This is a genomic window from Sulfurimonas sp. (assembly GCF_041563035.1).
Lineage (GTDB): Bacteria > Campylobacterota > Campylobacteria > Campylobacterales > Sulfurimonadaceae > Sulfurimonas.
In genome coordinates, this window is sequence record NZ_JBFFNS010000003.1 from 59,404 (window position 1) to 73,427 (window position 14,024).

Annotated in this window: 9 protein-coding genes; 6 read left to right on the forward strand and 3 right to left on the reverse strand. The window is 34.4% G+C overall.

Annotated features, from left to right (window positions below; all coding sequences use genetic code 11):
- Positions 1–101 precede the first annotated feature (101 nt).
- Entirely contained in the window at positions 102–1,499 is a 1,398-nt protein-coding gene (gene mltF / locus ABZC13_RS03660; protein WP_373000245.1) for a membrane-bound lytic murein transglycosylase MltF, read from the forward strand.
- On the opposite strand, the gene ABZC13_RS03665 is transcribed toward mltF, so the two are convergent.
- Both ABZC13_RS03665 and ABZC13_RS03670 read right to left on the reverse strand, forming a co-directional pair.
- Positions 1,496–3,952, reverse strand: a complete 2,457-nt coding sequence (locus ABZC13_RS03665) for an ATP-binding protein (protein ID WP_373000248.1) — start codon at positions 3,950–3,952, stop codon at positions 1,496–1,498. The genes mltF and ABZC13_RS03665 overlap by 4 nt on opposite strands.
- Before the next feature lie 35 nt (positions 3,953–3,987).
- A complete protein-coding gene (locus tag ABZC13_RS03670; RefSeq protein WP_373000251.1) occupies positions 3,988–5,346 on the reverse strand; it encodes a phosphomannomutase/phosphoglucomutase in 1,359 nt (452 codons plus the stop codon).
- 83 nt (positions 5,347–5,429) lie between these two features.
- Here ABZC13_RS03670 and pepN point away from each other — a divergent pair, with 83 nt between their 5' ends.
- The 5 genes from pepN (at position 5,430) to ABZC13_RS03695 (ending at position 13,245) form a co-directional block, all read left to right on the forward strand.
- Positions 5,430–8,000 (forward strand): aminopeptidase N, encoded by a 2,571-nt coding sequence (gene pepN, locus ABZC13_RS03675; RefSeq protein WP_373000253.1) that lies wholly within the window; start codon positions 5,430–5,432, stop codon positions 7,998–8,000.
- 263 nt (positions 8,001–8,263) lie between these two features.
- Positions 8,264–9,733, forward strand: coding sequence for an NAD(P)/FAD-dependent oxidoreductase (locus ABZC13_RS03680; protein ID WP_373000256.1), 1,470 nt, complete (start codon positions 8,264–8,266; stop codon positions 9,731–9,733).
- Positions 9,734–9,846: 113 nt separating this feature from the next.
- A complete protein-coding gene (locus ABZC13_RS03685; RefSeq protein ID WP_373000259.1) occupies positions 9,847–10,011 on the forward strand; it encodes a hypothetical protein in 165 nt (54 codons plus the stop codon).
- Between the two features lie 91 nt (positions 10,012–10,102).
- Complete coding sequence (locus ABZC13_RS03690; RefSeq protein WP_373000262.1) at positions 10,103–10,939, forward strand: peptide deformylase; 837 nt, start codon at positions 10,103–10,105, stop codon at positions 10,937–10,939.
- A 20-nt stretch (positions 10,940–10,959) separates the two neighbouring features.
- A complete protein-coding gene (locus tag ABZC13_RS03695; RefSeq protein WP_373000265.1) occupies positions 10,960–13,245 on the forward strand; it encodes an ATP-binding protein in 2,286 nt (761 codons plus the stop codon).
- Positions 13,246–13,260: 15 nt separating this feature from the next.
- On the opposite strand, the gene ABZC13_RS03700 is transcribed toward ABZC13_RS03695, so the two are convergent.
- A complete protein-coding gene (locus tag ABZC13_RS03700; RefSeq protein ID WP_008336783.1) occupies positions 13,261–14,010 on the reverse strand; it encodes a response regulator in 750 nt (249 codons plus the stop codon).
- Positions 14,011–14,024: the final 14 nt, after the last annotated feature.

Genomic DNA, 14,024 nt, shown 5'->3' on the forward strand with positions numbered 1-14,024 from the left:
AAACATGAAAATTATGAGGCAGTTAAGTTAAGAGTTAGTCTTGCTTTAGTAGAATTAAGCAAAACTAGTAGTTGAGAGATACTTAGGTTTAGAGGTAATTAATGAGAAACTATAAACCTAAGTTGGTTATAGCGGTGCTATTTTTTATTGTTGGTTGGCAGGCTAGTCTGTTTTTCATCAATATTTCTAAGCCTGAACCAACTACTACTCTTCTTGAAAAAATCAAAGAAAAAAAACGACTTGATGTTGTAATCCTAAACTCACCGACTGTCTACTATGTAGGTTCTTACAAAGAGAGAGGGTTTGAGTATGAACTTATATCTGATTATGCAAAAAAGCTAGGTGTAGATCTCAACTTAACTGTTGTTTATACTGTTAGTGAAGCACTTCAAAAGACTAGAGATGGCGTTGGAGATATAACTGTCGCATCTATTAGTAATACATCAACTAGAGCAAAAGATTTTAAGTTTGGTCCTCAATATTACACTACACAAGAGCATCTGATCTGTAACAGTGGAATGTATAAAAAAAGAACTATTCCAGAGAATGTGCAGGATCTTGTCGGGTTAAACATAGTTGTTGGAAAAGATACGAGTTATGAAGTGACTATGAGTAAACTCTCTCGAAGTGTTTTAGGGCTTGATTTTAATATAACTGATAAATACTCTACAGAACAACTACTTGAACTTACTCATGAGCAAAAAGTAGACTGTACTGTAGCTGATTCAAATATTTTTATGATAAATCAGCGTTACTATCCTGAACTTGTTAGAACACTCGTTCTTAGTGAGAAAAAGAATCTTGCATGGATCTTGAGAGAGGGTGACAACTCTGTAAATGAAAGTCTATATAAATGGCTAAACGTGTATGAGCATTCTGGTAAAATGACCGAACTTAGAGATTTTTACTACTCGTTTTTAGGTATCTTTGACTACTACGATACAAAAGTATTTTATAAACGCCTAAAAACCCGTCTGCCAAAGTATGAGAAATACTTTAAAGAAGCAGAAGAAAAATACAATATTCCATGGCTTTTATTAGCTGCACAGTCATATCAAGAATCACACTGGAATCCAAAAGCTACGAGTCATACCGGTGTTAGAGGTTTAATGATGCTAACTCAAGCAACAGCAAAGCAGATGGGTGTTAAAAATAGACTGAATGCAAAAGAGAGTATTCATGGCGGGGCAAAGTATCTCTCAAAAATTGAGAAGAGATTAGCACCGGAGATAAAAGGTAAAAGCCGTTTGGCTTTTACGCTCGCTGCATATAATGTTGGGATGGGGCATATTCATGATGCTCAGACTTTAGCTAGAAAGCTAAACAAAAACCCATACTCATGGAATGATATTAAAAAAGTTCTACCTCTTTTGTCTCAGAAAAAATATTATAAGAATTTAAAACATGGTTACGCCAGAGGAAACGAGCCTGTGAGATATGTGAACTCTATACAGCACTATTTAGATATTATCAATAAAGGTGAGGTGGAAGAAAACTAATTTTTTAGGTGTTTTATCAGCATTGTATATAGCTTTATTACATCTATAGGTTTCGCAAGATAATCATTCATCCCAGATGCAAAAGCTTTATCCGTATCTTCTTTCATTACATTGGCACTTAGAGCTATTATAGGAATATCTTTATCTGTCAATCTAATATGCTCAGTAGCTTCATATCCATTCATATTTGGCATCTGAATATCCATAAAGAGTAAATCATAATCTTTTTCTTTGAGCTTTTCTATAACTATAGTTCCGTCTTCTGCAAAGTCTATCTCAAGTTTTGTATCTTCTAGTAGCATTTCTAAGATAGTCTGATTCATCTTGTTGTCTTCAGCTACTAAGATTTTTCTTGCCCCTATATTGTTTAGAGTGTTTTCAAGAGATTGCATATTTTGTGTGTTTTTTCTATCTAATAGACAGCTATCAGACGCCTCTAGAGGAATCTCAAAACTAAAAGTAGAACCGACTCCAAACTTACTCTTAAGCGCTACTTTCCCACCCATCAGTTCTACAAGGTTTTTAACGATAGATAGACCTAGCCCTGTTCCACCGTATTTTCTACTAGTGCTCATATCTGCTTGTGTAAACTCTTCAAAAAGAATCTCTATCTGTTGTGGTTTTAAACCAATACCTGTATCTTTTACTTCAAACTTAATAATATTCTCTTGCATACCCTTTATACGGAGTCCAATCCCACCTGTAGAAGTGAACTTTATAGCATTACTAAGCAGATTTGTAAGTACTTGTGAGATTCTTAAAGAGTCTCCTATGAGTTGAAAGTTGGAGATATTTTCATAATCTACATCAAGTAGGATATCTTTGTCTTGAGCTTGATGCATGAGCAGGTCAGTTACATTTGTAACTATCTCTTTTAAGTTAAAGTCAGCTTTCTCTATAGTCATCTTTCCTGATTCTATTTTTGAAATATCCAAGATGTCATTTATGACACCAAGAAGCAGATCAGAAGCAGACTTAATCTTACTGATTAGCTTTTCTTGTTTATCGTTTAGCTCTGTTTTAAGAGTTATATATGTGAGACCAATGATCCCATTCAGAGGTGTCCTGATTTCATGTGACATATTTGATAAAAATTTGCTTTTAAACTCTAGGGCATCTTGAGTCTTTTTCTTCTCTACTTCAAGTGCTTTTTCATTTGTTATATCTTGAGAGTAAGCACTAAAGCCTTCTATCACTGCATCTTCATTTAGTTCAGGGATAATAGTTACTCGTATCCAGTAAAAAGAACCGTCTTTAGTCTTGTTAAGTAATTTACCTTTCCAGACTTTTTTGTCTAATATAGTCTCCCATAACTCTTTAAAAACAGCCCTATCCATATCTTCGTGAGTAAATATATTGTGTTTTCTACCAATAATTTCATCGTAAGAATAACCGCTTAACTTCTGCATAGCACTGCTGATATAGGTGATTTTCCCATGTCTATCAGTCTTGGAAAATATAACGAACTTATCAAGGGTCTTGTTTATCTTTTTGATCTCTATATCTTTTTGTATATTTAGGGAAGTAGAACGATAAAAGTAGAATATTATTGCTGTAATAAACACAATAATAAAAATTATTAGAAATCTGTTTATTAAAACTTTTTGCTCTAAATGGTCTTTTCTGATTTTTAGCTCTGATTTTAAAATATAAAAGTTTGCATTGTTTAGTCTATATGCGAGTTTTAGTATTTTACTTGATATTTTTAAGTAAGACTCAAGCTCTTTGGGATTGTTTTTCCACTCTGAAACTACGGTTGAGATTTGAGATAGGTTGTCCAGTTCTCTTAGTGTTTCTTCTATTAAATATGTTAGTTTATTGGTCTCTTTATATGGTTCAAGCAGTTTTATGATTTCATTTAGCTCTTGAGAACTAAGATAGACAAGTTTGTTTTGTTCTGTATATAGATTTTTTTTAAAGTTACTAAGCTCTCCGTTATGACTGAACTCTGTGACTATATTGTGTCTAATAGTTGTGCTAATAAGATACTCAGGCAGATAGTGGGTAGCAAGTGCATTCAAAAAGTACAGTTTTCTATCGTTTTCATAAAGAAGTTTAGATAAATCTCCTATTCGATAGTTCTCGTGGTTTATAGACTCTAAAAATTGATAATAATCTTCTTCATTTGTATGAGATGTTTTTTCAAGTTCTAGTTGTCTGTTTAAATCCAGATTTATAAATTTTGGGTATTTTTTTTGTAGTGAGTAGAGTGAGTCTGCATGTTTTTTTATAAGCTCTTGGGCGGAGTTTATTTTGTCTTTATTGCCTTCAATGTGAAAAAGAGACTCATGAGCAGTAATGCTAACACTTAGTTGATAGATGCTCTCTAAATACTCAACACCACTCAGCTCTTCGTAGGTAATTGAGAGCTGTTTTTGGTGTTCATCTATTACACTAATATAAAAGCTAAATACTGAAATAATTATAACAAAGTAAATAAGAAGAAATTTCAATAAGCGTTTCATATTATATAAATTTATTATCATTTCTACAAAGAGCTTTTTGCCTCTATTATTAAATCATTTATAGCTTTTTCATAAAGCTTTGCCGTTTCCTGGGAAGTTGACTCAAAACGAGTTACAAGTACAGGAGTGGTATTGCTCGCACGAACAAGTCCCCAGCCGTTTTCAAAGTTAATACGAACACCATCTACATCTATGATATCCCTGATAGTAGGAAATGAAGCCGGTGGATTTTTCAGTAAAACCTTTACAGCATCTATAATCTTAAACTTTTCAGATTCAGTAGTCTTTACTTTTATCTCCTCAGTTGAGAAAACTTGAGGAAGTTTTGCAAGTTCTTCGTCCAAGTCGATTTTATCGTGGATAAGTTCTAACATTCTAAGAGTTGCATAGATAGCATCGTCATAACCAAAGTAACGGTTTTTGAAAAATACATGACCGCTAACTTCACAAGCTAAGTCTGCATCTATTTCTTTCATCTTTACTTTTAGGTTTGAATGACCGGTTTTGTACATGACAGCTGTAGCCCCTCGACGTTCAAGCTCGTCGTACATAACTTGTGAACATTTTACTTCTCCGACAACAGTAGGCTTATCCATAGTCATAGAGTAAAGAAGTGCCATCATGTCACCCTTGATGTTGTTCTTGTGAGTAAGAACTGCGATACGGTCAGCATCTCCATCATATGCAAATGCGATATCACCATCAGTTGCAAGAAGTTTTTTTACATCTTCTAAGTTATGCTCTTCAGAAGGGTCTGGATGATGGTTCGGGAAAGTTCCATCAGGCTCGATGTATAGACCCTTTGTCTTAAGTTCTAGTTGAGAAAAAATATCTTCAGTAACAACACCGGCAACACCATTTCCACAGTCGTATACTATCTTAGTGTCCATAGCTTTTAAGTGTTGAAACTCATGTACTAAAAAGTCTACATATCTAGTAACTGCATCTATCTTAGTTACATCTCTTTTAACTTTAGCAGGAAGTTGCATCGTTTCACACTCACGACCAAGAGCGTAGATGTCTTCGCTAAAGAATGGTGCTTTATCTACCGTGATCTTAAAACCGTTGTACTCGCTAGGGTTGTGAGAACCTGTAATCATGATGGATGCAGATGTAGTGATACCATCCCACTCTTGGTAGTTAGTAAAGTAGTTAACCGGAGTAGGAACCATTCCCATATCTAGAACTTTTTTACCGCCTGCATTTAGTCCGTGAACAAGATACTCAAAAAGTATAGGAGAGTGACTTCTAGCGTCATAACCAACAGATACGTATTCACCGTCTATCTTAGATGCAAGTGCATAACCAATACGAACAACACTCTGCTCATTTAACTCTTTTTCGTAGATGCCACGGATGTCGTACTCTCTGTAAATGCTCACTATAGATACCTTTATAATTAATTGGTGTAATTTTACACTAAAACTCTTATGCTATTATTATTAAAAATAAAAAAAGAGGCATTATGAGCCAAATGAAAACTATATACTTAAAAGATTATAAAAAACCGGAGTTTGAAATAGAGAGATGTGAACTACACTTTGAACTCTTTGAAGATTTTACGACTGTAACAAATATCATGAAGATACACAAGATTGATAGTAGTGAAAATGATATACGCCTAGATGCTATTGACTTGGAGCTAATAGAGATTTACTTAAATGACTTGAAACTAAATGATACTCGCTATATCATATATGAAGATAGTCTGACAGTCCTGAATGTTCCGGAGTCTTTCTCTTTAAAAATCAAAAACAAAATATATCCTCAAAACAATACTGAATTAGAAGGACTTTACAAGTCAGGTTCTATCTTTTGTACTCAAAACGAACCGGAAGGTTTTAGAAGAATCACTCCATACTTAGACAGACCGGATGTTATGAGTGTGTTTACTACTACTATAATCGCACAAAAAGATAAGTATCCTATCCTTCTTAGTAATGGAAACAAGAAAAACTGCCATGACTTTATGAATGGTAGACATGGAACTACCTGGCACGATCCGCATCCAAAGCCATCTTACCTTTTTGCTTTAGTAGCAGGTGATCTTGGATGTGTAAATGATGAGTACACGACTGCATCCGGAGAGTATGTAGAGCTAAACATATACTGTGACAAAGGAAATGAGTCTCAGTGTGCTCACGCTATGAAATCACTTAAAGAGTCAATGCTTTGGGATGAAGAAAAGTACGGACGTGAGTATGACTTGGAGATATACAATATAGTCGCTGTTGATAGTTTTAATATGGGAGCTATGGAGAACAAGGGTCTAAATATCTTTAACTCTCACTATGTTTTAGCAGATGAAGACAGAGCTACAGATGCTAACTTTATGGGCATCCAAAGTGTTATAGCACATGAGTACTTTCACAACTGGACAGGTAACCGCATCACATGTCGTGACTGGTTTCAACTGACACTTAAAGAGGGACTTACAGTGTTTCGTGATCAATCTTTTTCAGCTGATCTAAACTCACGTGAGGTTCAACGTATAGAGGATGTTAAAGGTTTAAGAGATAGACAGTTTGTCGAAGATGCATCTCCAACAGCTCACCCGATTCAGCCAAACTCATACATGTCTATAAATAACTTTTACACATCTACAGTTTACGAAAAAGGTGCAGAGATCATTAGAATGATTCACACTTTATTAGGCGAAGAAAACTATAGAAAAGCAACTGACTTATACTTTGATACTTTTGATGGTCAAGCTGTAAGAACAGATGACTTTTTATGGGCTATGAGTGAAGCAAGCGGAATTGACCTTTTGGAGTTTGAGACTTGGTACCATCAGTCAGGAACACCGACATTAAATGTTGAAGAATCATTTCATAACGGAGTTTATAAGCTTACTCTGACTCAGAGCGTTCCAAATGCAGTGGATGGAAGCATACAAAAACCATACTACTTTCCGTTAAAAGTTGGACTTATAAGCTTAACTGGTAATGAGATCTTGGAAAAGATATTGATAGTCTCAAAAGAAAAAGAGGAATTTATTTTTGAATGTCTGGATGCTAAGCCTTACCTATCTATAAACCGTGATTTTTCTGCTCCTGTTAAAATAAAACAGATTGCTAAAGAGTATGCATTTTTGATGAAGCATGACCAAAACAGTTTTATAAGATATGAGTCAGCACAGTCTTTTGCTACAGAGACTTTAGAAGAGATGATGGATACAGGAAATATTGATGAAGAGTTCTTAGAAGCTTACGGTTATATCTTAGATCTTGACATTGAGCTGTCATACAAAGCGCTACTTTTAGAACTTCCATCTGTATCGACTCTGATGCAAAGACAGGACATAGTTGATTTTGTGCCTATATATTTGGCTAAAGATAGACTAGAACGTGAACTGGCAACACTCTATAAAGACAAACTATTGGAGATTTACAAACAAAACCATAAACCTAAAAACAAAGAACTAGACGCTATTAGCATGGGTCAACGTGCTATCAAAAACAGAGTTCTTAGAATCTTGTCTGCACTAGAGAGTAGAGAAGTGATAGATATGGCAAGAGAGCAGTACGAAGAGTCTCTTACTATGACAGACAGAGTAGTTGCTTTAGATATACTGGAAAATATAACAAGCGAAGAGGGTGAAGTAGCACTAAATGATTTTTACAACAGATATAAAGATGACACTCTGGTTATGAACAAGTACTTTGCAATACTTGCAGCATCTACTAGAAATGGAACTCTTGAACGTGTTATGGCACTTGAAAATGATGAAGTCTATGATGAAAAAGTTCCAAATCTTGTTCGCTCACTTATAGGTGTTTTTGCAAGAAACTACAAGCACTTTCACGCTATAGATGGGCATGGTTATTCATTTGTTGCAGATAAGATCATAGAGATAGACAAGATAAATCCACAGATGGCATCCGGACTTGCATCTGCGTTTAAAATATACGAGAGACTAAACAATGAAAATAAAGAGTTGATGCAAAAAGAGTTAGAACGTATTCTTGCAGTGGAGAGCCTTTCAAAAAATGTGTATGAAATAATAAGTAAGATTTTAAAAGTAGACGAGAAGTAGGTTTTACAGTTTACAAAACACTTGTTGAAATGTGTAGTTTTTACACAAAAGATGTAAAAAAATATTTTTTATTCTAAGCAAAAACTTAAAAATCTACCTCAAATATGATTTTTAAGAAGCTAAAAAGTCCCTAAATTAAAGGGCTGTGCGCTTACATAATTTGAATATATAATAATTATTTATATAATAATAATTCTTTGTGATAGTAATGTGATAAACTTGTGATAACCTTGCTGTAACTTTTAAATAAAGAGGAAGAATATATGGCAAGATTAGTCGTTTTAGGTGGTGGTGTTTCTGGACATACAGCCGCAACTTTCGCAGCAAAATGGTTGGGTTCATCTCATGAAGTTGTTGTGGTTACTCCAAACTCAAAATGGAACTGGATTCCATCAAATATTTGGGTTGGTGTTGGTCAAATGACAAAAGAAGAAGTTACTTTTGATTTAGCTCCTGTATATGCAAAAGCTGGTATCACATACAAGCAAGCAAAAGCAGTGTCAATCAATCCAGAGGGGAATGAATCTGGTGACAAACCTTTTGTAAGTATTGAGTTTACAGAAGAAGGTAAAGAAGGACAAACTGAAAATATTGAGTATGATTACTTAATCAATGCAACAGGTCCTAAACTAAACTTCGCTGCAACTCCAGGTCTTGGAGATGCAAATGGTCTTGGTGAACACACTGTTTCAGTATGTACAGCAGATCACGCAGTTCATGCTGCAGAAGAATTAGAAAAATGTGTTGAAAAAATGAAAGCTGGAGAGCGCCAGAAATTCTTAATCGGTACTGGACACGGTATGTGTACTTGTCAAGGTGCTGCATTTGAGTATATTTTCAATATTGAGCATGAGTTAAAGAAAGCTGGTGTTCGTGATATGGCAGACATCAAGTGGATATCAAATGAGTCTTTCTTAGGTGACTTTGGTGTTGGTGGACTTCATATGAAAGCTATGGGTTTTGCAGTAAGTTCAAGAATTTTTGCAGAGTCTCTATTTGTTGAACGTGATGTTGAGTGGATTATCGGTGCTCACGTAAATAAAGTTGAATCTGGAAATATTCATTATGAACTGCTTGATGGTTCAATGGGTGAGGAAAGCTTTGATTTCTCAATGTTAATTCCTCCATTTGCCGGTGTTGGGCTTAAAGCTTACAATAAAGCTGGTGAAGATATTACAGATACAGTATTCGCTCCAAACGGATTTATGAAAGTTGATGCAAACTATGCTGCGGGTACTTACGAGAACTGGAAAGCTAGTGACTGGCCAGAGACTTATCAAAACCCTACATATGGTAATATGTTTGCTTGTGGTATTGCTTTTGCACCTCCACACCCAATCTCAAAACCAATGAGTTCTCCAAACGGAACTCCAATTGTTCCAACTCCACCTCGTACAGGTATGCCTTCAGGTATTATGGGTAAAACTGTTGCTCATAGTGTTTGTGACAGAATCCTAAAAGGTGAAGATGCTCCATTACATAAAGCTTCTATGGCTGAAATGGGTGCTGCTTGTGTTGCATCTGCCGGTAAAGGACTATTTGATGGTACAGCTGCGGCGATGACAATTTATCCTGTTGTTCCAGATTTCGAGAAGTACCCAGGTACTGGTCGTGATACAGATTACACTTTCGGTGAGATAGGTCTTGCAGGTCACTGGATTAAACATATACTTCATCACCTTTTCATATGGAAAGCTGAGCTTAAACCAGGCTGGACTCTAATCCCAGAGTAGAGATAAAAAAAAGATTACACTGATAATCTGATTCTTTTTCGGCTATATTTTATTTTATAAAATATGCTCGTCAAAGAGATTATCAGCATACATAAATTATAAGGAAAAATACAATGTCTAAATATGGCGAAAAAAATATTAAAGCGTATAGTAATAACTTTACAACAATGACACCTGGTCCAGTTGCAAAATGGATGAGAACGTGTGTTATATTTCAGTTTTTTAGATTCATAGCTATAAATTTAAAAATGCTAGTAGTGGTTAAAAAAAGTCACTAATTCTTCAACCCTCCACCTTGGAGGGTAAGACAATCACCCTCAACCAAAGAGGAAAAATCCTATTTTTAGTAAATTATATTAAGGCAGTTTAATGGTAAGAGATATTATTACTTATCCAACACCACCAAGTGTAGAGTACGGTACAGATGTAAGAGTATTTAATGAAGAGATAATCTCGATTATCCAAGATCTAAAAGATACGATCGAAGCAAACTCTCTCGACGCACTTGCTGCATTTCAGATAGCTGAGATGTATAATATAATAATTATTAAAAAAGGGGAAATGTCCTTTGTGTCTGATGATGACGGTTATTTAGAACTTATAAATCCAAGAATAATAAGAAGTAGTGATAAAATTACTACAGTTGAAAAAACAGCATATTTTCCTGGACTCAGCGCTACTGTCCAAAGACACAATAATATCTCTATTGTATATGAAGATAGAAATTTTCAACAGCATAGTTTAAAAGCAACAGGTGCTGAAGCAGTCCTGCTTCAAAGAAAGATAGACTATACATTTGGCTCATCATTTATCAATAAACTCTCAAAAGATGAGAAAAAACTTTTTGAGAAGAAGCTTGAGTTTGGAAGTGATATAGCAATCTCTGAAAGTTGCCCGACAACTTTTAAAAGAGATTACATACTAAAAGCGATTAACATCATTATGATAGCGATGGCTCTTTTAATAGTTGCTTCTCTGTTTATATCAACTCAAAACTCATTAGAGAGTATGTGGTCTTATCAACTTTACGCTTCTTATGGCGTGTTAGGACTCTCTTTAATATACTTTTTCTATGCCCAGTATGAAGGTAAGCAATTTACATCGTGTACAAGTTGCCAGATTGGAAACATAATAGGAACAACTGTCATAACTCTTATCAAGTTAACCCTTATCATGGTAATATCTTACTTTTTAGTAAACCCATAAATATTTAAATAGGCAAATATATGAAATCACAGGTACCAAATTTAACAGATACGCAAGAAATATTTATAAATAATAAGAATGATATTTTATCTCAGTGGCTATCGTATAAATCTCCGCAAAAGATTTTAAATATTCATGATATAGATAGAGATTATTTTTTACAAGAGTATGCTAGCGGTGTTTTTGACTATTTTATGGGAGTAATTGCAGGTGAGATGAAGATAGGAAACTGTCCAATTATGCAAGACTTGCTGTCATATTTAAAAAATAGAGAGATAAGTGCAGATGAGCTTTTTGAAATCTGTAGTCACTTCCGTCGTTCAATGATTGATTTTGCTTATGATAAAGGTCTGGATTCAAAAGATATGGCAAATGAGATCTCTTATATATTTGATAAAAACTTTAGAGGTATTTTAAAATACTACACAGATACTATTTTTCAAAAGCTTATAGATGCCAGACTTGAAGCAGATAGAGCTTCTCAGGCTAAAGAATACTTCTTATCAAATATGTCACATGAGATTAGAACACCATTAAATGCTATTTTAGGGTTTGTAAATCTTCTCATAGATGAAGACGTGTCTAAAAAGCACAGAACATATTTAGACATTATTTTAAATAGTGGAGAGAATCTTCTGAGTATTATCAATGATATTCTAGACTTTTCAAAACTTCGCAGTGGTGAGTTTACTATTGAGCCAAAGATTTTCTCCTTACATGATGAAATAAGTCATACAATGGAGCTTTTTGTTGCAAGTGCAAATGTAAAAGATATCACTATTATCTCCTTTATTGATCCTCATATTCCAAAAGAGTTGTATGCAGATGCACTTAGAATCAAACAAATTTTGTCTAATTTTTTAAGCAATGCCATTAAGTTTACTCCAAATGGAGGGCATATAAGTGTAGAAGCCGCTTGCTATGAAGGAGTACTGAAACTAAGTGTTACTGATAGTGGTATCGGGATTGCAGAACAAGATATAGAAAATATCTTTACGGCATTTGCACAAGCTCAACATAGTGAGCAGAAGAATTGTGACGGAACAGGACTAGGGCTTTCTATTTGTCACCAGTTGGCGCATCATATGGGTGGAAGTGTTCATGCTGAATCTATATATGGTAATGGAAGTAAGTTTTGGGTGGAGATGCCAGTAGATGCACATAGTGATATATGCCCTATCTATGAAGATGTAAGCTCATTCCAATCTCTTAAAATCGCAGTATATTCAAAAGACTCAAAAAATGCATATAAAGAAGAATCATTTTTAAGATATGCAGATGTATTTGGAATGAATACGGAGATGATAGACTCTATAGATGCTGATTTTGACATTGCTCTTTTTGTTGAAGAAGATGTTGATAGAAGTTTTATTGCGAGAACAATAAACTCAGATAAAAAATTTATAGTTATGGTAAGTAAGCCAAATGATGAATATGATAAGTATGACAACATTACATCTATATCATTTCCTCTATACTGCTCAAAGATACGAGATACCTTTAATGAACTTCTAAATCCTAACTCCTACTCTCCTCATCAGCATGAAGTAGGTACAAAGTTTATAGGTCATATCTTAGTTGCTGAAGACAACGAGGCAAATCAAGAGCTTATTAAAATACTACTACAAAAATATGGACTTACTTTTGATCTTGCGGGGAATGGTTATGAAGCAGTAGAACTTTATAAATTAAATAACTATGACATGATTTTAATGGATGAGCAGATGCCGGTTATGGACGGTAATGAAGCCGTTAAAAAAATTGCAGATTATGAGATCAAAAGAGGACTTAGACATACTCCTGTTTCAGCACTTACAGCAAATGTTATAAAGGGTGCAAAGGAGAGAGGTCTTCTGAGTGGATTTGATTCATTTTTAGGTAAACCAATAATTTTAAAAGAGTTAGAGAGAGTATTTGCACTTTATCTAAAGATAAACTCTGCACAAGAAGCAGTAAAAGAAAAAGTCAAAAATTTTCAAAGTAATATTTCTGGGCTTGACGCAGCAAAACTTAAAGAAGAACTTATGCTTAGTGAAGATGAGCTACTTATGCTTCTAACTCTGTTTATAAAAAAGATGAAAAAGCAGATTCCTGAGTTAAGAAGTGCCATCAAAGAAAAAGATTATAAAAAAATAGCTCTAAATGCTCATAGCATCAAAGGGTCTAGCGGAAACTTTAGAATAGAGTTCTTACAACACAGTGCTAGCGAGATGGAGCAAATGGCGAAGTCTCAAAACAGTGAATATAATTATATGGAAGTGTTTGAAAAAATTAAAGATAGAGTTCAAGAAATAGAGATTTCTTAAAACTCTTTTTAGGTTTTACTCTTCTATGTAGTAACCTATACCAGAAGCATTTTTGATGATATCAGTCTCAAGTTTGTTTCTTAGTCTCCAAACAAGAGTTCTAACGCTGTTTTCTGTTGCACCGCTTTCATCCCAAACATAGTTCATCGCTTGCTCGAAACTAACAACAAGTCCCAGTTGTGCTACAAGCAGACGTAAAAATGCGTTTTCTTTTTTAGTAAGTTTGATTTTCTTGCCATTATAAAATGTTTCGCATACACTAATGTCAAGATGATACTTATCACCAAAAGGAACGATAGGTTTGTCAGAAGCTCTTTTTGAGTAAAGAAGCTTTTCTAGGTTTAGCTTATCAACTTTTAATGAGTCAATATTATCTTTTCTTTCATTCTCTACTTCATACTTGAAAATAGCCATCTGAATGGTTGCATGAAGAGAGTTGGGATCAAATGGCTTTACAATGTAACCGTATGGTTCAGTCAGTTTTGCTTGCGCAATAATGTCATCATCGCTATAAGATGTTAGAAATATAAATGGAATATTGTATTTTTGACGTACTACTTTTGCTAGTTCAATTCCATCATTACTTTCATCCAGAGAGATATCTATGATGACTAAATCAGGTTTATAAGCCTGAATTTTATTTTTTGCCTGAGTAGCATTATCACACACTGCAATAACGTTATATCCATGTTTTTGAAGTGATAAGTTGAGATTCAATGCTGTGATTTCATCATCTTCTACAACTATAATACTATTTTTAACCATTTATAACCCCTTTC